The 21,834-nt window shown below is 41.1% G+C and carries 18 protein-coding genes; 14 read left to right on the top strand and 4 right to left on the bottom strand.

From position 1 onward, the window contains the following. Positions 1-29: 29 nt before the first annotated feature. From safA to AA980_RS24310, 12 genes are all read left to right on the top strand, one after another. A complete protein-coding gene (gene safA, locus AA980_RS24370) occupies positions 30-644 on the top strand; it encodes a SafA/ExsA family spore coat assembly protein (protein WP_024026533.1) in 615 nt (204 codons plus the stop codon). A gap of 142 nt (positions 645-786) precedes the next feature. Then, complete coding sequence (locus AA980_RS24365; RefSeq protein ID WP_024026534.1) at positions 787-1,134, top strand: lmo0954 family membrane protein; 348 nt, start codon at positions 787-789, stop codon at positions 1,132-1,134. A gap of 20 nt (positions 1,135-1,154) precedes the next feature. Continuing rightward, the gene (locus AA980_RS24360; RefSeq protein WP_024026535.1) at positions 1,155-1,799 is read left to right on the top strand and encodes a PspA/IM30 family protein; all 645 of its coding nucleotides are present in this window, start codon (positions 1,155-1,157) and stop codon (positions 1,797-1,799) included. Between the two features lie 161 nt (positions 1,800-1,960). Then, positions 1,961-2,695 carry a cell wall-active antibiotics response protein LiaF gene (liaF, locus tag AA980_RS24355; RefSeq protein WP_024026536.1) on the top strand — a complete coding sequence of 245 codons (735 nt, stop codon included), beginning with the start codon at positions 1,961-1,963 and terminating at the stop codon, positions 2,693-2,695. Next, positions 2,692-3,738 (top strand): sensor histidine kinase, encoded by a 1,047-nt coding sequence (locus tag AA980_RS24350; protein WP_024026537.1) that lies wholly within the window; start codon positions 2,692-2,694, stop codon positions 3,736-3,738. Before liaF ends, AA980_RS24350 begins: the two co-directional genes overlap by 4 nt. Beyond that, positions 3,731-4,363 (top strand): response regulator transcription factor, encoded by a 633-nt coding sequence (locus AA980_RS24345; protein ID WP_047772040.1) that lies wholly within the window; start codon positions 3,731-3,733, stop codon positions 4,361-4,363. The genes AA980_RS24350 and AA980_RS24345 overlap by 8 nt, the downstream gene beginning before the upstream one ends. A gap of 601 nt (positions 4,364-4,964) precedes the next feature. Then, a complete protein-coding gene (gene efeO, locus AA980_RS24335) occupies positions 4,965-5,813 on the top strand; it encodes an iron uptake system protein EfeO (protein WP_024026539.1) in 849 nt (282 codons plus the stop codon). Continuing rightward, positions 5,814-7,106 carry an iron uptake transporter deferrochelatase/peroxidase subunit gene (gene efeB, locus AA980_RS24330; RefSeq protein WP_024026540.1) on the top strand — a complete coding sequence of 431 codons (1,293 nt, stop codon included), beginning with the start codon at positions 5,814-5,816 and terminating at the stop codon, positions 7,104-7,106. 27 nt (positions 7,107-7,133) lie between these two features. Further along, on the top strand, positions 7,134-8,900 hold the full coding sequence (locus tag AA980_RS24325; RefSeq protein WP_024026541.1) for an FTR1 family iron permease: 1,767 nt from the start codon (positions 7,134-7,136) through the stop codon (positions 8,898-8,900). Between the two features lie 109 nt (positions 8,901-9,009). Continuing rightward, the gene (locus tag AA980_RS24320; protein WP_034723083.1) at positions 9,010-10,344 is read left to right on the top strand and encodes a polysaccharide biosynthesis protein; all 1,335 of its coding nucleotides are present in this window, start codon (positions 9,010-9,012) and stop codon (positions 10,342-10,344) included. 84 nt (positions 10,345-10,428) lie between these two features. Beyond that, positions 10,429-10,953, top strand: coding sequence for an RNA polymerase sigma factor (locus AA980_RS24315; protein WP_024026543.1), 525 nt, complete (start codon positions 10,429-10,431; stop codon positions 10,951-10,953). A gap of 39 nt (positions 10,954-10,992) precedes the next feature. Further along, entirely contained in the window at positions 10,993-12,732 is a 1,740-nt protein-coding gene (locus tag AA980_RS24310) for an aromatic amino acid hydroxylase (RefSeq protein ID WP_024026544.1), read from the top strand. A 36-nt stretch (positions 12,733-12,768) separates the two neighbouring features. Here AA980_RS24310 and AA980_RS24305 read toward each other — a convergent pair whose 3' ends face one another. The 4 genes from AA980_RS24305 to AA980_RS24285 form a co-directional block, all read right to left on the bottom strand. Further along, complete coding sequence (locus AA980_RS24305; RefSeq protein WP_024026545.1) at positions 12,769-13,407, bottom strand: Bax inhibitor-1/YccA family protein; 639 nt, start codon at positions 13,405-13,407, stop codon at positions 12,769-12,771. Positions 13,408-13,581: 174 nt separating this feature from the next. Next, positions 13,582-13,971 (bottom strand): large-conductance mechanosensitive channel protein MscL, encoded by a 390-nt coding sequence (mscL, locus tag AA980_RS24300; protein WP_024026546.1) that lies wholly within the window; start codon positions 13,969-13,971, stop codon positions 13,582-13,584. A 175-nt stretch (positions 13,972-14,146) separates the two neighbouring features. Beyond that, complete coding sequence (locus AA980_RS24295) at positions 14,147-15,379, bottom strand: aminopeptidase (protein WP_024026547.1); 1,233 nt, start codon at positions 15,377-15,379, stop codon at positions 14,147-14,149. 685 nt (positions 15,380-16,064) lie between these two features. Further along, positions 16,065-17,330 (bottom strand): MDR family MFS transporter, encoded by a 1,266-nt coding sequence (locus tag AA980_RS24285; RefSeq protein ID WP_024026549.1) that lies wholly within the window; start codon positions 17,328-17,330, stop codon positions 16,065-16,067. A gap of 127 nt (positions 17,331-17,457) precedes the next feature. Here AA980_RS24285 and AA980_RS24280 point away from each other — a divergent pair, with 127 nt between their 5' ends. Next, positions 17,458-19,647 carry a DNA topoisomerase III gene (locus AA980_RS24280; RefSeq protein WP_024026550.1) on the top strand — a complete coding sequence of 730 codons (2,190 nt, stop codon included), beginning with the start codon at positions 17,458-17,460 and terminating at the stop codon, positions 19,645-19,647. A gap of 657 nt (positions 19,648-20,304) precedes the next feature. Beyond that, positions 20,305-21,831, top strand: a complete 1,527-nt coding sequence (hutH, locus tag AA980_RS24275) for a histidine ammonia-lyase (protein WP_024026551.1) — start codon at positions 20,305-20,307, stop codon at positions 21,829-21,831. Positions 21,832-21,834: the final 3 nt, after the last annotated feature.

The raw sequence follows: 21,834 nt of genomic DNA, 5'->3' as shown, positions 1-21,834 counted from the left end.
AAAATTATATATTCGGAGGAGGCGAAAAAATGAAAAAATCTTTTTGGCTTTGTTTTCTGTTTTTACTATCTCTTTTATGTATTCCAAGTGTCTCGTTTGCCCAGCAAGTATACACCGTTCAGCCGGGGGACTCCCTTTGGAAAATTGCCGTCAGGTATCAGGTTGGAATTACGGAGATTATTCAAGCAAACCCGCAATTTAAAAATCCTAATTTGATTTATCCGGGTCAAAAGGTAAACATCCCTGATTTAGGCGCTGTAAAATCAATTGAAAGTCAGGTCATCCAGTTAACCAACCAAGAACGGGCGAAGAATGGTCTAAAGCCATTAACAGCAGATTGGGAACTCTCAAGGGTAGCCCGCTATAAGGCAATGGATATGCGCGACAAAAATTATTTTAGTCATACGAGCCCAACCTATGGCAGTCCCTTTGATATGATGAAGAACTTTGGGATTACCTATCGTTCAGCAGCTGAAAATATTGCAGCCGGGCAAACGACAGCAGCATCTGTTGTTCAAGCGTGGATGAATAGTTCCGGTCATCGCGCCAATATTTTAAGTCCACAGTCTACCCGCATCGGCGTCGGCTATGCAAAAGGTGGCTCCCAAAGGTACTACTGGGTACAGATGTTTATATCAAAATGAAGTGGCAAAGGGTCAGTTTCCATTAGGAGGCTGACCCTTTCTACGTCTCAGGACTGATATAAAAATCAAGCTCTAGCGCAATTATGAAAAGCTTTAGAAAAAGGTAAGATGAAATCAAGAAAAGAAAGGAGTGAATGACAAAATGAAAAAATTTGGTTTACTGGTAGCTGGCGGGATTGCCGCTCTCATCTTGCTTTCAACAATTGGCCCGATGGTGGGGTTAGCCGTAAGTGTGGTGCTCCTATATTTCATCATTAAGCAATTTTTAAAGACTGAATCAACTGGGGCAAAGATTGGTCTTGGATTCATCGGCTTCATCGTCCTGATGGCTTCTATCCACAATGCACCAGCCATCATTGGTGTCGCAGCAGCATACGTGCTTTACCTTGTTTATAAAAAATGGAACGAGAACAAGCACACGAAGATCAAAGAAGACTCTGACCCATTTGCCAACTTTGAAAAGCAATGGAATGAAATCAAAAATTATTAAGCTTAAAGGAGAGAATAATTATGACAAAGTTATTTACGAGAATTAAAAACACCATTACTGCCGATTTACACGAGGTTCTTGATCAAAAAGAAAAACAAAATCCAATTGCTTTGCTCAATCAATACCTTCGCCAGTGTGAGCAGGAAACAGAAAAGGTTAGAAAGCTGTTAGAACGTCAATATACGTTGAAGGATGAGTTTACGAGAGAATATCATCAGGCAGCTGAATTAGCGGAAAAAAGAAAATACCAAGCGGAAATTGCTTCGAAGGCAGGGGAAACAGAGCTGTATCAATTTGCTGCTGCTGAACATCAGCAATATGCAGACCGCGCCCAGCGTCTCAGTGCTTCACTTGAACAAGTCAAAGGACAGCTCAGTGATTTAGAAAGAAAATATGAAGAAATGAAGCACAAGCTAAAGGATATGAATCTTCGCCGAATGGAATTAATGGGCCGCGAAAATGTAACCCGCGCCAACGTTCGCATCAACCAGGTGCTTGATTCCAATACGTACTCGGATAAATCTTACTCGAAGTTTAAAGACATTGAAAACTATTTGGACCGCCTAGAGCATCAAGTGAACAGTTCCTTTTACCGGAATACCATCGATGCAAGAATTGCCCAACTAGAAAAAGAAGCGAAATTAGACGAAAGCAAGTCCATTTAGTTGTAAATATGGTATTCTAAAAAGGCGTAGAGTCTCTGCGCCTTTTACCTATATTAAAAAACGGATTCGCAAATAAAACGTCAAAAATTCGCAAATAAAACAACCGGTCGTGCAAAAAAAAACGTCATTTCCGCAAATAAGAAAAAAGGGAGGTTGAGCCAATGTTTAAAAATGCAAAAAATGATTATATTGGATGGCTGTTCTTAATCGGCATTGTTATCCTGCTATTGGAGATTTTATTTTTCAACAGAGGACTTATATTCTCCCTTTTCATTTCTGGCGGGATGATCTATCTAGGCCGGAAAAAGGCAGGTAAGAAGCTCGGGAAAATTCTATTCTTCGGTGGAATTATCTTTTTTATTATCAGTATTTTAAATATGATGACATTTAAGTTTTTGTTGTTAGCGATTTTACTGCATTTTTTTATTCAATTTTTAAATTCTAAAAAGAATCCTAAGAAAATCACCCCGGATATCATAAAAAATGAACCTGCTCACCAAGAGGAAACAATGATTCTATCAAAGCCGCTGTTTGAAAATATCTTTTTTGGGCAGCAAAAGACTCCTTTTGGTGTTTATGAGTGGAATGATGTAAACATCCAGACCGGCATTGGCGATACGACAATCGATCTTAGTTACACAATGCTGCCAAAAGGAGAAACGGTCATATTTATTCGTAATATCATTGGAAATATTCAAATCCTTGTACCCTATGAAATTGATGTTAGTATCCACCATTCATGTGTGGCAGGGTCGGCAACGGTATTCGGAAATCATCACTCGAAAATTTTCAATCAAGTTTTTCAGCTTAAAACACCGGGCTATGAAAAGTCGGAGCACAAGGTAAAAATAGTTACCACGCTCGTTGTCGGGAATATCGAGGTGAGCCGGATATGAGTACAACCCAGCGCCAAATTGTCTGGAATGTCGGCTTCTCCTTCCTTATTGCCATCATTGTCGGAGTTGTTTTCTTTTTTGTCTTTCCGATAGGATGGTCCGAATTATGGGATCGCCATTTTATGGATATTCCAATTGTTATTTTTGTTCCTGCCTTTAGTATTGCCGTTGGGATTCTGCTAGGCGGAGCTTCAGGTCTTTTTTGGCGAAAGCAGTTTCTTGCGATTGAACACTCCTTGCACCAATTGGAGGAAGGAAGACAGATGGAGGAGAAAGGGAAGCCTGCGATCACGGAAATGCAATCCATTGCTGAGCGGATTGAAAAAATCGGCAAACAAATGACAGAGCAGGCTAAGCTTTCGCAGCGATTAGCAACCGAAAAAGTGGAAGACCAGGAAGCAAGGATTCAGGAGATCATTGAACAGGAACGGAACCGTCTAGCTCGTGAATTACATGACTCCGTCAGCCAGCAGTTGTTTGCCGCATCGATGATGATGTCGGCGATTAATGAGACAAAACCACTTTCAGAAACTGACCGGGAAGCGAAGCAATTGAAACTTGTTGAAGAAATGATTCACCAATCACAACTCGAGATGCGTGCACTGCTTTTACACCTGCGTCCTGTGGCCTTAAAGAATAAAACGCTCAAAGAAGGAATTGAAGAGCTGTTAATCGAATTATCTCAAAAGGTAACAATGGATATTAACTGGAAGGTTGAAGCTTTTCCGTTAGACAAAGGTGTAGAGGATCATCTTTTCCGCATCCTTCAAGAATCTGTCTCAAACACCCTTAGGCATTCGAAAGCGAACAAGCTCGAGGTTCTGATGATTAAACGGGATGACCTTGTTATTTTAAGGATTGTTGATGACGGAATTGGTTTTGAAGTAAACGAAATGAAAGCAGGATCCTACGGAATGCAAAATATGCATGAGCGAGCAGTTGAAGTCGGCGGTACGTTAAAGGTGATAAGTGTGAAAAATAAAGGAACAAGGCTAGAAGTGAAGGTTCCAGTGATGATTAATGGAGGTGGTGTGAATGATTAGAGTTGTTTTTGTTGATGACCATGAAATGGTGCGAATTGGTGTTTCCTCTTATTTATCGGCACAGCCGGACATTGAGGTCGTGGGGGAAGCGGCCGATGGGAAAAAAGGGATAGAACTGGCGCTTGAACTCCGCCCGGATATCATTTTAATGGATTTGGTGATGAAAGAAATGGACGGGATTGAGGCCACAAGACAAATTATTGAACAGTGGCCTGAAGCTAAGGTGATTATCGTTACAAGTTTCCTAGACGATGAAAAAGTCTACCCAGCACTTGAAGCAGGGGCAACTAGTTATATGTTGAAGACATCGAAGGCTAGCGAAATCGCCAATGCCGTTCGTGCCACCTACCATGGGCAATCGGTTCTTGAACCAGAGGTAACCGGAAAAATGATGGTAAAAATGCGCCAAAAGAACACACACCTGCCACATGAAGACCTCACCAGCCGAGAATTAGAAATATTACTGTTAATGGCGGAAGGCAAAGCTAATCAGGACATTGCCGATGAATTATTTATCGCCCTCAAGACCGTCAAAACCCATGTTAGCAATATTTTAAGCAAATTAAGCGTCCAAGACCGCACACAGGCTGTCATCTATGCGTTTAAACATTCATTAATAAAATAAACCCGAAACCAAGGCTATCTCGTAATAGCCTTTTTTTTGTGGAGATTTTGTGGAGCCATATTACAATATTTGATATTTTTCGAAGGGATGTGCACCATTGGGCGTGATCAGAGTGCCCGTGGAAGCTAAAAAAAGAAGGGGACGGGCACTGTGGAGGGTTCAGAATGCCCATGGGAGCTGAAAAAAGAAGGAGACGGGCACTGTGGAGGGTTTAGAGTGCCCGTGGGAGCTGAAAAAAGAAGGAGACGGGCACTGTGGAGGGTTCAGAGTGTCCGTGGGAGCTGAAAAAAGAAGGAGACGGGAACTGTGGAGGATTCAGAGTGCCCGTGGGAGCTGAAAAAAGAAGGAGATGGGCACTGTGGAGAGGTTAGAGTGCCCATGGGAGCTGAAAAATTAGTCGTAACAGTTACAAAAAAATTAATTGTGCCCATTGAAGGAAAAAAAGAGCCGCAACGGTCACAATCTCCCTATTTCGGTATCCAGCCCTCCACTTTTACATATTCAAAAATAAAAAAACAATTGAAAATACTTCTCAATTGCTGTTATTATAATTATTGAAAATGATTATCATTATTAACGAAATTGGGGGAACTAATTACATATGAAATTATTAAAAGTATCAGGAATATTATTGCTATCTAGCAGTCTTCTATTTGGATGTGCAACTACGGACAAAGCTACATCCACTGATAAGGTGAAAGAAACAAAGAATGCAGCATCAGAAGCTCTGAAAGGAGTAACAGATGAATACCGTAAATATGCCATTGGCGAAATTGAAGAATTTGTTAAAGCGACAGAAGCGTTTACAACCGCTGTTAAAAACGGGGAATTAGCTAACGCAAAGGATCTTTATGGGCCTGCCCGGATGTATTATGAACGTGCTGAACCAATTGCTGAAGTGTTTGGCGACCTTGACCCAAAAATCGATGCACGTGAAGGCGATGTCCCGGAGGCGGAATGGACCGGCTACCACCGAATTGAAAAAGGTTTATGGGTGGAGAACACGACAAAGGGATATGAACAATATGCCGACCAGCTAATGAAAGATGTGAACCTGCTCCGTGCTAAGGTAGAAACCGTCGAAGTCACACCAGACATATTAATTACAGGTGCGGTCGATCTCTTAAATGAAGTATCAACCTCGAAGGTAACAGGGGAAGAGGACCGTTACTCCCATACCGATTTATATGATTTTGCGGCGAATGTACAAGGAGCAGAAAAGATTTATCAGCTCCTCAATCCGGTATTAAAGAAAAAAGATGAAGAACTTTCAAAAGAAATTCAAACACGTTTTAATGAGGTCTATCAGTTATTGAACCAGCAAAAAAGTGGCGATGGCTATAAGCTTTATACAGAATTAACAGAAGGACAAGTGAAAGAACTAAGCCAGGCCGTGGATGCTCTTGCCGAACCGCTTTCACAAATAGGAATTGTTACGGAGGCGTCTTAATTGACAAAGAATATTAATAGCCAAGAGGAAGCTGTACTCCATCAAGCAAAGATTTCGCGAAGAAATATGCTTAAAACAGCGGGGGTTGGGGGTGTTGGCGTCCTCCTCGGTGCAACAGGACTGGGTGGCTTGCTTACGATAAAAGAAGGGAAAGCAAACAGCACCGGTAAAAAGGATATCATTCCTTTTTACGGTAATCACCAAGGTGGGATAACCACGAAAACGCAGAACCATGTATATTTTGTTTCCTTAGATGTAACGACGTCGAAAAAAGAAGAGGTAGTAAAGCTTTTCAAGGATTGGACCATCGCGGCAGCATTATTATCTGAGGGAAAGCCAGTCGGGGATCTTTCAAGTAATGAATTTCTTCCACCAAAGGATACTGGGGAAGCAGAAGGGTTATCAGCTTCAAATTTAACGATCACATTCGGGGTTGGTCCCAGTCTGTTTGTGAAAGATAACCAAGACCGATTCGGTTTAAAACAAAAGCAGCCCAACGAATTAGTCGATCTCCCTAAATTCCCGCTAGATGCGTTGGAAGAGGCATGGACTGGCGGCGACCTTTGTATCCAAGCTTGTGCTGATGATTTGCAGGTGGCCTTCCACGCTGTAAGGAACTTGATTCGGATTGCACGGGGGAAAGCGATATTACGCTGGGCGCAAACCGGCTTTCAACGTACGAAACAAGCCGACCCGGGTCAAGGAACGCCGAGGAATTTATTTGGCTTCAAGGACGGGACAATCAATCCAGATGTAAAAAACGAAAAGCAGTTGAATGAACATGTATGGGTCCAACCTGGTGATGGTCCGAATTGGCTTGTAAACGGCAGTTATCTCGTTGTCCGCCGAATTCAAATGTTTATTGAAGTGTGGGACCGGACCACATTAAAAGAGCAGGAGAAAACGTTTGGACGCTATCGTGACAACGGAGCACCGCTTGGACAAAAAGATGAATTTGAATCACTAGACTTGAAGCAGAAGAATGATCAGGGAGAATTTTACATACCGGTTGATTCACACACTAGGCTATCACATGGGGATGGGTCACAGCGAATTCTTCGCCGGGCGTACTCCTACTCCGATGGTATGGATGCTAAGACAGGGAGCTTTGATGCGGGTCTGCTATTCTTATGTTTCCAACGGACACCAAGTAAGCAATTCATTCCAATCCAAGAGCGTTTAGCAAAAATGGATAAATTGAATGAATATATTTCCCACCGTGGCAGTGCCATTTTTGCCTGTTTACCAGGAGTCAACCAGGGCGGATATATAGGGGAGACACTTTTCAACTGATGTGTTCCTTTGTGAGGAGAGAGATTGATGCAACGATGTTCAACGATATGCAAATCTGTACTATTATTAATGATCCTTTTGGTTTCTTTTCAAACAATCCATCCGGTCGCAGCGGCCGAAAATCATGACGAGCTATTTGTACTTATTGGCGATAGCTTAATGAAAGTAAAGGCTGGGGATTATACAGCTGTTACGAAAAATATGGAACTGTTTGCAAATGAATGGGCAGCAATGAAGCGTGCTGATAGCAAACAGGCAAAAAAGGTAGATCAAGAGCTGAAAAAGGTTCAAAGATTACTAGCTGCTAGTATGGAAGACACAAAGGCCCTTTCAGAGAGCCTCTCATCCTTATCGAGCGCTGTGGTTCAATATGATCAAGAACAGAATCCTAAAGATAAAGTGAAAGGAAAAGAGCAAGTCAAAAAGTTGCTGCCACTGATAAACAATCTTAAAGGGGCCATCATGGATGAGAATCTAACGGGGATAACAGCAAAGTATCAAGCGCTGCTAAACCAATGGACGGCATCAGAAATAGCTGTCCATGATGAGAGTATTGCTTCCTACGGGAACATTGAAAAATACATGGCCCTTATTCGAATTGCCATCACACAGGAACCTTCCGATTGGAAAAAGGCACAAACGAACATTGAACAATTGACAAGCGAAGTGGAAAACTACTTAGCTGGAAATGTCTCGAAACAGCTTGAGGGAAATTATACGCTTTCAGACCTTTCCTCGTTATTAACGAAAGCGGAAAAACAGATTGCACAAAATGATTACAAAGGTGCAAGCGCCGATTTAAATGAAACCCTGACCATTTGGCCGATGGTGGAGGGTGATGTTCAGACAAGGGATGCTAAATTATACAGTGATATAGAAACCAAAATTCCTGCCGGGATAAGTCTGTTAAATTCAAAAGTGGTGAATGCCGAAAAGGCTTCCGACATCATTAGGGAATTAAACACACGGATAGCTCCATTACTGAGCAAAACGAATTATTCGATTTGGGATGCGGCTCTGATTTTATTACGTGAAGGTTTAGAGGCCTTATTAATTGTGGCAACATTATTGGCTTTTTTGAAAAAGATGGGTCAATCCTCAAAACAAAAGTGGATTTGGTCCGGTGTTGCCGCTGGTATTTTCGCTAGTGCGATTCTGGCGATTATTATTAACATTGTTTTTTCACAAATTATTGCTGCTTCAAGCCGGGAATATATTGAAGGGCTAACAGGTGTTATCGCAGTTGTGATGATGCTGACGATCGGGGCTTGGCTACATAATAAGTCGAGTATCGGTCAGTGGAATAAGTATATTAATCAACAGATACAGCAAGCCATTGCCAAAGGAAGCCTGATTTCATTTACATTTATTAGTTTTCTTTCGGTCTTCCGTGAAGGGGCAGAAACGATTATTTTCTATGCCGGCATTACTCCATATATAGGTATAGCACAGCTTGTCACTGGAATCATTCTCGCGGTTGTCATTTTAGCAGTCAGCGGCTTCGCGATTATTAAATACAGTGTAAAAATTCCGATTCGCTTATTTTTTAAAGCGGCAACCATTCTCATTTACTTTTTAGCCTTTAAAATTCTTGGCATCAGTATTCATGCCTTGCAGGTTTCCAAGGTGGTTTCGACGACAACGGTTGAAAAACTGCCATTTATTGATTGGCTGGGACTTTACCCGACTTGGGAAACTACTGGAACACAACTGCTTTTATTGGCCGTGATTGTGTTCATGACCTTCTTGGTTAAAAAAAATGACGGTAAACAAATCGTTACTCCAAATGTGTAAAAAGGGCTAATTAATTGCCCTTTTTTACGTTGTAAAAAAAATTCCCTACTATTCAAAGTACTTGTCTCATAAGTTTATAAAAGTGAGATAGGAAAGAGGGAATTTGAAAGTGGCTATTTATTACAGAGGGATATTTTTTTTAGCGGCGTCTGCTTTCTTAGGAGAAGGCATTGAAGTCCTGGTTAATATGATTCTGGCACGGGAGTTGGGTTCACACGGGTTAGGGATGTATATGTCGATTCTTCCTACGATATTTTTAATTGTCCTGCTTTCGAGCTTTGAACTGCAGGTGTCGATTTCCAAATTCGTTGCCGAACGGGAGGAACGTTTCCATCGAAATATTCTTTATCACGCGCTAACGATTACCATCATCTTTACCAGTATTCTCTTTTTAGTGGCTGCGGCGATACTGCCGTTTATTCCGGTATTTAATACCTATCACCCCTATGTCAGATGGCTTGTGATGATCCTCATCCCCGTCATTTCGTTCACTTCTGTTGCCAGAGGCTATTTCATGGGTATGCAGCAGATGGGAAAAATCGCCGTCTCCAACTTTCTCAGGAAAATCATTCAACTCGGTGGTCTGTTTGTTCTGTTTCGCTTCTTTGCCTTCGATCCAGAAGCAGCATTGCTGGTTGCCATTGGCACTCTGATTGGCAGTGAAATTATTGTGTTTCTTTATTTAATCTACCTGTTTATTGCGCAATTTCAGCAGCTAAAACGGCAGCCTTTTTCCAATTTAAACAGGAAAGTGGTTCGGAAAAATTTAATGGCGGTTTCGATTCCAACAACTGGCTTGCGTTTGTTTTCAGCCTTCACTGGAGCGATTCAGCCTTTTATCATTAAGGCGGCATTGGTACGCTCGGGTATGACCGATATATTGGCTACAGAGCAATTTGGGATGCTGATGGGGGTGGCCATGTCCATTGGGTTCTTCCCGGCATTTATCGCCCACTCATTACTGATTGTTCTCATACCGGCCGTGTCGAAGACTCATTCTCAAAAGGATTATCCAACCTTGCAAAAAATGCTTCAGCAGGTGATGAAACTCACGGTGGTATACGGAGTTGCAGCCGTGACCCTTTTCTATTTTTTTGCTCCAGAATTAACTTCCTTGTTTTTTAAATCAGCAACATCTGCTGTTTTTCTGCAATTGCTATGGCCGTTTTTCTTATTTCATTTCTTTATCATGCCGCTGCAGGCCTTCATGATTGGCCTCGACATGATAAAAGAGGCGTTTATTCATATCGTTTGGTCGACTGTCATTTCCTTTGCCCTTATTCTCTGGCTTGGTTCATCAATGGATTGGAGAATGAATGGGGTTATTATTGGGATGAATACAGGGTCTGTTTTATTAGCGCTGATGCATTATTTAACGATTTGTAAGAAGATTGGTGTTTCGATATTTATGAAGGGATTGGTTCAAAAGGCAGCGAATCGATAAAAATATTATCCATTCATCTGTAGGGGTAAGCAAGGTCCTTTCCGTCTAATAGAATGAACAACATTTTACAGAAGGAAAGGTAGGATGAAAATGCTTGAAGGATTTACACAATCTTTTGAAGAATTAGTAAAGGAACATGGAAAAGCCATTTTTAAATATATTTTTTCGTTAGTAAAACATAAAGAACTTGCGGAGGATCTTTATCAGGAGGTTTTACTCTCTGCCTATTTGGCTTATCCCTCGATTAAGGAAAAAAGTAAATACAAAAGCTGGCTTTTTACCATCGCGATTAATAAGTGCCGTGATTATTGGCGCAAAGAAAATAAGTCAAAACATTTCTGGAGGGAAGAAGTATATTCCTATTCCGTTACATTCGAACCTGCGTTTATTCCGGAAGAGGAAGTCTTACATAAATTTTCAGCAGAACAAATGGCTGAAAAGATCAACCTATTGCCCGAAATTTATCGCAATCCTATCTATCTTTATTACTATCAAGATCTTTCTTTAGTAGAGATAGCTAGGAAAAGCAATCTGCCGATGTCGACTGTAAAAACAAGAATGAAAAGGGCGAAAGACAGGCTGCGGCCGAAAATGCTGTCACTTGCTTGATGGCTTCCAAAATATTCTTTGAAAAGGGGAAGGTTCACGATGATTGGAAATGTTGTAAAAAAGATTCCTGTCCAATTAAAGCAATTTATTTCTAAACAGTATTATGATAGCTATTCTCCGATCGATCATGCAGTCTGGCGGTTTGTCATGAAGCAAAATCATTATTTTTTAAAGGGAATCGCCCACCCCTACTATGTAAATGGGTTAAAGGATTCGGGTATCAAAACGGAATCAATTCCAAAGGTAGATGACATGAATACAAGCCTCGCAAAGGTGGGCTGGGGGGCTGTGACAATCGATGGGTTAATTCCCGGCTCCGCTTTTTATGGCTTTTTAGCAAATGGCATCTTACCGATTGCGACAGAAATACGAAAGATAGAAAACATTGCCTATACACCGGCACCGGATATGATTCATGAAGCAGCTGGTCACGCTCCGATTTTATTAGATGAATCATACCGTGGATTTGTGAAAAAGATCGGCGAAATGGGTTCCAAAGCTATTTCTAGTAAGGAAAAGCTGGAAGTGTTTAAAGCGGTTCGTCATTTAACAATTGTCGCTGAAGATCCTCATTCGACCGAAGAGCAAGTGAAAGAGGCGGAACGTCAGGTAGCTGAAGCACGCACAAAGGTAAAAGGTATATCTGAAGCCGATCAAGTGTCCCGGCTGTTTTGGTGGACAGTGGAATATGGCCTAATTGGCGAGCTCAGTGATCCAAAAATTTACGGAGCAGGTTTGCTTTCATCGGTAGGCGAGAGCCAGAGCTGTTTAGCGGATGATGTCCAAAAGATTCCATTTACCGTAGAAGAGTGCGTGAGGACCCCATATGATGTCACCAAACCTCAGCCGCAATTATTTGTTTGTAAAAACTTTGGTGAATTAGTTTCAGCTATCGATCAATTTGCCGCCACGATGGCATTTCGCAAAGGCGGCACGGAAGGTCTGGAGAAAGCACTGCAGTCCGATAGTGTCGCTACGATTTGTTTTTCTTCTGGTTTGCAGGTAACTGGCACGGTAGCGACAATTTTGAAGGATGATGACGGGGAAGCTGTTTATTTGTGGACAAAAGGACCGACCGCATTATCCTTCGAGAATAAGCAATTAACGGGGCATGGCATCGAAACCCATCGTAAAGGCTTTGGAACGCCGATTGGCCTTTTAGATGCTGGTATTGCACTTGAAGAATGCTCGGAGGATCAAGTACGCGATCTAGGAATTAGCGAAGGAAAGGCAGCATTGCTTCATTTTGAAAGCGGTGTCATTGTTAAGGGCACAGTCACTGGCATTCTGTCCTCAGGAGCGAAGCCAATCTTAATTTCATTTAAGGATTGTACTGTGACTTATGAGGATCAAGTCCTTTTTGAACCAGATTGGGGGACGTTTGATATGGCTGTTGGTGCCGGCATTCCATCTGTATTCGCAGGCGCGGCAGATCCTGACGCCTATTATCAGTTCAAGCCTGCTGAAGAAATTGAAGAAAGTGCAGTTCAGCGAAGTTGGAATGAATTAGAGACGCTGTATGAAGAAGTACGTAACATACGTGAGGGATCGAATTGGAATGAACAAAGTTTATCCCAGGTTGATAGAATTTTAGCCGTCCTGGAGGACAAATATCAACGCGAATGGCTATTGCGGCTGGAACTGCTAGAAATTTATCAAAAGCATAACCCAAGTCATCCTACTGTTACTCAGCTTGTCGAAAAGCTGCAAAACACCGACTGGGACCCTTCCGTCCAACAAATGATTCAGCGCGGATTAACCTTATTTTATTATAATTAAAAATTAAAGGAGCTTGGATATCCAAGCTCCTTTTAACTAATCTCTGCTATTAAGAATCCCAAATATACGCAGGATGCTGATGAATAGATTAATAAAATCTAAATATAAATTTAAAGCCATTAACGGCACATCTTCAGCTCGAACTCCATAGTGTTTCATTCGGCTAAAATCGAAAAGAACATAGCCGCTAAAAACTAATACACCGATAAAAGAGTATGCAAGCATTGCTGTAGATCCTAGTGGAGAGAACATGTTGAAAATCCCAATTGCCACCATAGCAAGTAGGGCTGCAAGCAGGAATCCACTTAAAAACGAGAAATTATGCTTTGATTTTGTTGCGTAAATGGCAACGCCTGTAAAGACAACTGTTGTACTGGCAAAGGCCATGGCAACAATATTGGCACCGGCAGTAGCTGAGTAAAAAGCTACAATTGGATATAAGGTAATACCTGAGATAAACGTGAAAATGTAAAGGAATGAATAGGACATTGATTTTTTACGTCTAAAGAAAAAAGCAGTTAAGAGCATGACAAATTCCAGAATAGCTAACGGCAGGAATAAAGCTGGTGGAACAAATACCCCTATCATTGTGCCCAAGAAGGCAATCGCAAGGGATAGCGCAAACGTCCGTAAAACAGAAGGTAAAAATTGAGTCGATGATGTTTGTGTATACAATTTATTCACCTCTAAAAAAATATTCTTATTGTCCAGCTACAGCGCCTAGCCCCTCGAGTCGCTTCGGACCTGCCAATGAAGTCAAAGAGCGACTTCACCGTCAGGCCCTCCAGCGCTTGTCGGGTCTGACCAAGGCGCTTTCGCTTTTCTTATTTAAGTTATACGAAAAAGTAGTCAAGATGTTTCATTTTTTCTTGAAATATCTCTATCTTCTTTTAATAAATCGCGAATCTCGGCTAAAAGTTCCTCACTTCGGTCTACTTTCTCAGGGACCTCATCTAATTCCTCTTTCTTCCTAAACCGATATAGAAACTTCACAAAAAGGAAAATGGAAAAAGAAATAATTAAGAAATCAACAACCGTTTGGATAAATTGGCCGTATTTTAATTTCCCATAGGCTAAATCACTAAAATCTACGACCCCGATGATCATTCCAACCAACGGCATAATAACATCGGCGACAAGGGAAGAAACGATTTTGCCAAATGCACCGCCGATAACAACCCCGACCGCTAAATCGATGACATTGCCTTTCATTGCAAATTGTTTAAAGTCATTCCACAAGAAGGATTCCCCCACAAACAGTTCTTATTTTCTTAAAAGTATATTTTAGCTTTAACCAAGGTGAAAATTCAAGTGCTATGTTCTTCCAACAATAGAAAAAAGAGCAGAATTCCTGCTCTTTAATAATGCTGTAAACTTAAACCACCAGTTACACAGCTCTTAATGAGCCTGCAAACTAAAATGCCCAATTACCTGCTCTAAATAGCGGTTCAATCTTTCCATCAGCAGTAATTCCGTCGATGTCCATTTCCGCTGAGCCAATCATAAAATCGACATGGGTAAGACTTTCATTAAGACCATTCTTCTCCAATTCTTCAGCAGACATTGTCTTGCCGCCTTCGATACAGAAGGCATAGGCACTTCCGATTGCTAAATGATTAGAGGCGTTTTCATCAAACAAGGTATTGAAGAAAAGAACATTGGACTGTGAAATAGGTGAGTCGTAAGGAACAAGTGCGACTTCACCAAGATAATGTGAGCCTTCGTCAGTGTCCACAAGACGCTTCAAAATCTCTTCGCCTTCCTCAGCTTTTACGCCGACAATTTTTCCGTTTTCAAAGGTAATTGAAAAGCGGTCAATGATATTGCCGCCATAACTTAACGGCTTTGTACTTGCCACAGTACCGTTAACACCTGTTTTCAATGGGACAGTGAAAACTTCTTCTGTCGGCATGTTGGCCATAAATTCAAATCCCTTTTCATTCACGCTGCCGGCTCCAACCCAAAGATGTTTTTCCGGAAGTTCAATCGTTAAATCAGTGCCTGGTGCTGTATAATGAAGCTTCTGATATCGTTTTTCATTTAAATAGTCAACCTTAGCATGAAGAGTTTCGTCGTGTTTTTTCCATGCCTCTACTGGATTCTCTACGTCGACACGAGTAGCTTTGATAATTGCATCCCAAAGCTTGCTTACTTGGGTTTCAGCAGGTTCATCCGGGAATACTTTCGCGGCCCATGCCGGTGAGGCTGCGGCAATAACGGTCCAGCTGACTTTATCTGACATCATTGCTTTTCGGTAGTTTTTTAACGCCGTGCCAGCCGCTTTATTGAAGTTTGAAATACGTTCAGGATCGACGCCTTTTAATAAATCAGGGCTCGAAGATACGACTGACATAAAGGCGGCCCCTTTGTCAGCAAGCTCTTCCATTTCTTTGGCACGCCAAACTGGATACTCTTGGAAGGCCACATCTGGTGCTAAATCATATTTTGTTCTTGTAACCGTATCGTCGTTCCAGTTGACAACGACATTCTGCGCCCCTGTTTCATAGGCTTTTTTTACAATTAAACGGACAAATTCTGCAGCATCGATGGAGGCATTGATGGCTAACGTTTGACCTGGCTGAACATTAACGCCTACCTTGACGGCCAGCTCAGCATATTTTTCAAGGTTTTTTTGAAATTCACTCATATGTATAATCTCCTTTTTCAGAATCTTCCTATATTGTAGCGTTTTTAATTGGAAAAAGAAACCGGAACTTCTAGTCTAAAAACGCAAAAAAAAAGTAAAGATTTTCATCTTTACCGTAGCTTGCTACCATATACTTTTATATTAAAATAAACACCTGCTGAAAATAGAACTAAAAATGTAATAATGCCTGACAATGAAGTTGGAGCCATGAACTGTGATAATTCCATTAATTCCACCGTCCTTATAATAGAAACCTTTACAAGGTAATTATAATATTAAAAGGGGTAAATGTGAACAAATTAGTACAATTTATTGACAATTTGTTAAAAAATATTTATGAAATCTTAGTGTGCTGAAGACAATTTAGATATTCTATAGCCACGCTGCCTTAAGGTGAAAAATGGATATCGGAAAGGTTCTTGTTTTAGATGATTCGATGAAAAATAGTAAATATTCGCTGATAAAATCAAAAATTCGCCGATCTGAACTAAAACCGCTGATAAAACATAAATTTCCGCTGATAAATAAATCACAGAGGGCATTGGTCCACCGCAAATCTATTTTATTTGCGAATTTGTGCTGTTTATTTGCGAATCTAGTCCTTTTATTTGCGAATTTATGCTGTTTATTTGCGATTCTCAACCTTTTATTTGCGAATTGCTATTTACCTTATGTGATTTCTTATTTAAGCTGAAATTTTTTGTTTTTCAAATGAATAAAACATCACCCAATACAAGCCCGCACTGACCAAAGCGAGAATAGTTAGAACGAAAAACGTCCAGCCATAGCCAATCCAAACCGTCATCGGGATGGAAAGTGGTGCAATTGTCCGACCAAGTGTGTAGCGCAAGCTTGCGGCGGCAAAATATTGTCCCCGCATATGCTCAGGAGCAAGTCTGGAAACGAAGCTTTGCTGCAGTCCGGCACCCATTAATTCAGCAAACGTGAATACCGCCATCGCGATTATTAATCCCCAAATCCAATGCGTTTGACTGAAAATAACAATTGAAATCGCGTAGACTACCGAGGAAAGAACAAACACGTTTCTTTCATAATATTTTCCCATCCACTTCGTCACGAAAACTGTAAATAGGGCAACAAGGAAGCCATTTTCGGCAAGGACAATTCCAAATGCCTGCTCACCCTTTAGAGTGAACGACCAATTGCCAATGGAAAAGAGGGTTTGATTTTTTACAAAATCCTTTATATAAACTGGAATTAATAAGTCCAATTGCATAAATGTCTGTCCTGCTAAAACCCCCGCCATGATAAATAACAGAAAGGTTTTATCCTTAATAATAAGCCCATAATCTCTCAGCTGATTTACTAAAAAGTAATACCACTTTCCACCGCTGGAAAGCGCAGCTGTTTTTTGAATGGGTGCGGTTTCCCGCGTCCATTTCGCCAGGATTAGACCCAGTAATATGCACACTGCACCTGCTACCAGCAACAGCTGAAAGCGATAGTGGACATAAAAAATCGCCCCTAATATTGGACCGACTACCACCGCTATATTGATAGACGTATAAAAAATGGCAAACACATTGCTCCGGTCCTTTTCGGGCACAACATCGGCTACCATCGCTTGGCTCGCAGGCCAGTAAAAAGAACCGAACACACCAGCAAATGCAAACGAGACAAAGCCCATCCAAGGGGATTGAAGCCATGGTGAACTGGCGATGGCAAAGGCTAAGAAGGAAAGTCCTTGCCCGATGGAAGAAAGAACCATCATCCGTTTTCGCCCAAAACGATCGGCACAATATCCGCCCATCAGATTAGCAATCACGGAAAAAATCTGTGAAAAAACTAATAACAGCCCTGCTTTATTTTTACCGAACTCTTCCGCAAAATAAATCGTTAAGAACGGAAAAAACATCCAAAAGGTAATATTCATCATCGCTTCCCCAAACAAGCGAACCTTTAAATTAGAATCCCAATCCCTTATCCTCATGTGAAAAATCCCCGTTTCTCTATTTTCATGCCTTTTTATCATACTATCCAGCCGGAAGTAAGTACAAGATAAAAAGCAAGCACGTATGCTATATTTAACTTATGGAAATTCGAAAGGATGTTTAACTATGGTAAAAAGTATTGTCATTGCTGAAAAACCTTCTGTCGCACGTGATATAGCACGTGTGCTGAATTGTAATAAAAAAGGAAACGGGTATCTTGAAGGAAATAAATATATCGTTACGTGGGCACTAGGACACCTAGTTACACTTGCTGACCCAGAAAGTTATGATGTGAAATATAAAACTTGGAATTTAGAAGATCTGCCTATGCTGCCTGAGCGGTTAAAGTTGACAGTCATTAAACAGACTGGAAAGCAGTTTAATGCTGTGAAAAGTCAACTGATTAGAAATGATGTCAATGAAATAATTGTGGCTACAGACGCAGGGAGAGAGGGAGAATTAGTCGCACGTTGGATTATTGATAAAGCAAAAGTCAATAAACCAATTAAACGTCTATGGATCTCATCTGTAACGGATAAAGCGATTAAAGACGGCTTTGCAAACTTGAAGCCAGGCGCATCGTATGAAAATTTATATGCATCAGCTGTTGCACGTTCAGAAGCTGACTGGTATATCGGTCTTAATGCAACACGTGCATTAACAACCAGGTTCAATGCACAACTAAACTGTGGTCGTGTACAAACACCTACTGTTGCAATCATTGCAGCCCGTGAGGACGAAATTAGAAACTTCAAAGCACAAACTTATTACGGCATCGAAGCGCAAACAATAGACCAATTAAAGTTGACATGGCAGGATGTAAAAGGCAACAGCCGCAGTTTTGATAAAGATAAACTCGATGCGATTGTAAAAAAACTTGGCAAGCAAAATGCCAAGGTAACGGAAATTGAAAAAAAGCCGAAGAAGACTTTTTCTCCAGGTCTATATGACTTAACAGAACTACAGCGCGATGCAAATAAAATCTTTGGGTACTCTGCAAAGGAAACATTGAATATTATGCAAAAGTTGTACGAGCAGCATAAAGTTTTAACGTATCCACGGACAGACTCACGGTTTATTTCATCCGACATTGTTCCAACTTTACCAGAGCGTCTGAAGGCATGTGGAATTGGTGAATATCGCTTACTAACAAGCAAAATCTTAAAAAAGCCAATTAAGGCATCAAAAGCTTTTGTTGATGACAGCAAGGTATCCGATCACCATGCGATTATTCCTACAGAAGGATATGTGAACTTTTCAACTTTTACAGATAAAGAACGGAAAATTTATGACTTGGTTGTAAAACGCTTCCTAGCAGTATTATTCCCGGCATTTGAGTACGAGCAATTAACGCTTCGTGCAAAAATTGGTGAGGAAAACTTCGTTGCTAAGGGCAAAACTATTTTATCGCTTGGTTGGAAAGAAGTTTACAATAATCGACTTGACGAAGACGATGAAGGTGATGATCTGAAAGAACAGATTTTACCACGGATTGAAAAAGGCGACACCCTAAACGTAAAACTAATCGCTCAAACATCAGGTCAAACGAAGCCGCCTGCCCGCTTTAATGAGGCGACATTACTGTCGGCAATGGAAAATCCAACGAAATATATGGATACGAAAAATAAACAATTAGCAGATACCTTAAAATCCACGGGTGGGCTTGGTACTGTTGCTACACGGGCGGATATCATTGATAAGCTATTCAATTCATTCTTAATCGAGCGTCGTGGCAAAGACATTCATATTACTTCGAAGGGTCGTCAATTGCTAGACTTAGTTCCTGAGGAGCTTAAATCACCGACTTTGACAGCCGAGTGGGAACAAAAGCTTGATCAAATTGCACATGGTAAGTTGAAAAAAGAAGTCTTTATTAGCGAAATGAAAAACTACACGAAAGAAATTGTTGCTGAAATTAAAGCAAGCAATAAAAAGTATAAGCACGACAACATCTCTACAAAGAATTGTCCAGACTGTGGAAAACCTATGCTTGAAGTAAACGGAAAAAAGGGTAAAATGCTTGTGTGCCAAGATCGGGAATGTGGACATCGTAAAAATGTTTCCCGCGTCACAAATGCACGCTGCCCACAATGCCATAAAAAACTGGAGCTTCGCGGCGAAGGGGAAGGACAAATTTTTGTTTGTAAATGCGGGTATCGTGAGAAACTATCTACTTTCGAAGCGCGCCGTAAAAAAGAATCTGCTGGTAAAGTGGATAAACGGACTGTACAAAAATATTTAAAAAACCAAAACAAGGAAGAAGAGCCAATTAATACGGCTTTGGCAGATGCTTTAAAAAACCTAAAATTGAAGTAAATCTTCATAAAAAAAGGGTTAGTTAATCTAAAAAATTGATGTTCTCTCAAAGAAAAGGACTTGGTACAGTCCTTTTTTTCGTATCCTCAACTTAAGAGCCCGGTATTCACAAAGAAAGCTTTCTTAAATAGATGTCGTAAGTTTTGAAAAATAGGTAATAAGTGACCGGAAATACTTCGTAAGAGGCTAAAAAAATGTCGTAAGTTCTCTAGATACGAGTAAATTACCAATTAATACCCAGGAAATGTCGTAAGTTATGAAAAATAGGTAATAAATGACCGGAAATACGTCGTAAGCGTCAAAAAATACGTCGTAAGCGGCTAAAAATATGTAGTAACCGCACAAATATATGTCGTCAGTGCCCGCCACCTTAATTTGAGGAATTACAAACACTCCAAATTCCCTTTTACATACTATCCTGCTAAAGTATTATCGTGCTAAAATTCAGAAAATTTAATTGACAGGAAAGCTTTTCTTCTCATACAATAATTATTAGAAAGAAAGTTAATCGAATGGAATGATAACCGATGAGGCATTTCCAAAAGACAGATCAATATGCGGTAATTTTTATAAAAGAGGCTGGACTCCAAATCTAATCTGATATGGAATCCAGCCTCTTTCTTTATTGTGATAAAGTGGTAGAGGAGCGGGATAGAAATGATTACACTTACAGGTGGAAGTTTAACATTAGAGCAAATAAATGCTGTTTTATATCACAGTCAAAAGGTCAGCGCATCCGAAAAAAGCATGGAAGGTGTCGCAAAGAGTCGCGAAGCAGTTGAAAGAATAGTTTCAGAAGCAAAAGTAGTTTACGGAATTACCACGGGCTTTGGAAAATTTAGTGATGTTCTCATTGATAAAGATCATGTGCAGGACCTGCAGCTTAACTTAATTCGTTCTCATGCCTGTGGAGTGGGCGACCCGTTTCCTGAGGCTGTGGCAAAAGCAATGGTTCTCCTTCGGGCCAACGCCTTGTTAAAAGGTTATTCCGGGATAAGACCGCTTGTTATTGAAAAACTATTAGACTTAGTAAACCACAACATAATTCCCGTTATTCCTCAGCAAGGGTCACTCGGGGCGAGCGGGGATTTGGCGCCGCTATCCCACTTAGCTTTAGTTTTAATCGGTGAAGGTGAAGTATTTTACAAAGGACAGCGGATGGAGGCACTAATTGCCTTACAGCAAGAGGGGATACTACCTGTCACATTGGAGGCAAAGGAAGGCCTGGCCCTCATTAATGGTACCCAGGCGATGACGGCAATGGGGGTTGTCGGCTATCTTGAAGCCGAGCAGTTAGCACATGAAAGTGAACTCATCGCGTCGATGACGATGGAGGGTTTAAACGGGATTATTGACGCTTTTGCAGAAGAAGTGCATATTGCAAGGGGCTATAAACAGCAAATTGATACTGCGGCTAGAATCCGTCAGTATTTAAGCGACAGTTTGTTAACGACACAGCAAGGGGAGCTTAGGGTTCAGGATGCCTATTCACTTCGCTGTATCCCGCAAGTTCATGGTGCTTCTTGGCAGGTGCTTGATTATGTAAAAGAAAAACTAGAAATAGAAATAAACGCTGCTACTGACAATCCATTAATTTTTGATGATGGTGACAAAGTCATTTCCGGGGGGAACTTCCATGGTCAGCCGATCGCCTTTGCGATGGACTTTATGAAAATGGCTGTCGCAGAGCTAGCGAATATTTCAGAAAGACGGGTTGAGCGACTAGTGAATCCGCAGTTAAATGATCTGCCCCCATTCTTAAGTCCTGAACCAGGCTTGCAATCCGGGGCTATGATTATGCAATATGCCGCAGCTGCGCTTGTATCAGAAAATAAAACACTGGCACATCCAGCAAGCGTAGACTCAATTCCTTCCTCGGCCAATCAAGAGGATCATGTCAGTATGGGAACGATTGCCTCAAGACATGCGTATCAAATTATCCAGAACGCCAGAAGAGTGCTGGCAATTGAGTTGATTTGTGCGATGCAGGCAGTGGAAATCCGCGGGGTCGATAAAATGGCCAGCCATACGAAGCTGTTCTACGAAAAAGGACGCGAGCAGGTTCCTTCGATTAAACAGGACCGAGTTTTCTCGAAAGATATCGAAAATGCGGCTGAGTGGTTGAAAACGGTTGAGTTTTCGCAATTCATTAGAAGTTTAAATACAGAAAATACAACATACTAAGTT

It is taken from the genome of Neobacillus vireti (genome assembly GCF_001026695.1).
GTDB classification, from domain to species: domain Bacteria; phylum Bacillota; class Bacilli; order Bacillales; family Cytobacillaceae; genus Neobacillus; species Neobacillus vireti.
This window is presented reverse-complemented; position numbering and strand designations above follow the sequence as displayed.

What these genes read in the sequence shown, in the direction of transcription:
- AA980_RS24310 (WP_024026544.1), top strand. Translation starts at nt 10,993, where the DNA reads ATGATTGGAAATGTTGTAAAAAAGATTCCTGTCCAATTAAAGCAATTT.
- AA980_RS24365 (WP_024026534.1), top strand. Translation starts at nt 787, where the DNA reads ATGAAAAAATTTGGTTTACTGGTAGCTGGCGGGATTGCCGCTCTCATC.
- AA980_RS24345 (WP_047772040.1), top strand. Translation starts at nt 3,731, where the DNA reads ATGATTAGAGTTGTTTTTGTTGATGACCATGAAATGGTGCGAATTGGT.
- AA980_RS24280 (WP_024026550.1), top strand. Translation starts at nt 17,458, where the DNA reads ATGGTAAAAAGTATTGTCATTGCTGAAAAACCTTCTGTCGCACGTGAT.
- liaF (WP_024026536.1), top strand. Translation starts at nt 1,961, where the DNA reads ATGTTTAAAAATGCAAAAAATGATTATATTGGATGGCTGTTCTTAATC.
- AA980_RS24295 (WP_024026547.1), bottom strand. Translation starts at nt 15,379, where the DNA reads ATGAGTGAATTTCAAAAAAACCTTGAAAAATATGCTGAGCTGGCCGTC.
- hutH (WP_024026551.1), top strand. Translation starts at nt 20,305, where the DNA reads ATGATTACACTTACAGGTGGAAGTTTAACATTAGAGCAAATAAATGCT.
- safA (WP_024026533.1), top strand. Translation starts at nt 30, where the DNA reads ATGAAAAAATCTTTTTGGCTTTGTTTTCTGTTTTTACTATCTCTTTTA.
- AA980_RS24315 (WP_024026543.1), top strand. Translation starts at nt 10,429, where the DNA reads ATGAAAATGCTTGAAGGATTTACACAATCTTTTGAAGAATTAGTAAAG.
- AA980_RS24350 (WP_024026537.1), top strand. Translation starts at nt 2,692, where the DNA reads ATGAGTACAACCCAGCGCCAAATTGTCTGGAATGTCGGCTTCTCCTTC.
- AA980_RS24360 (WP_024026535.1), top strand. Translation starts at nt 1,155, where the DNA reads ATGACAAAGTTATTTACGAGAATTAAAAACACCATTACTGCCGATTTA.
- AA980_RS24325 (WP_024026541.1), top strand. Translation starts at nt 7,134, where the DNA reads ATGCAACGATGTTCAACGATATGCAAATCTGTACTATTATTAATGATC.
- efeO (WP_024026539.1), top strand. Translation starts at nt 4,965, where the DNA reads ATGAAATTATTAAAAGTATCAGGAATATTATTGCTATCTAGCAGTCTT.
- AA980_RS24285 (WP_024026549.1), bottom strand. Translation starts at nt 17,330, where the DNA reads ATGAGGATAAGGGATTGGGATTCTAATTTAAAGGTTCGCTTGTTTGGG.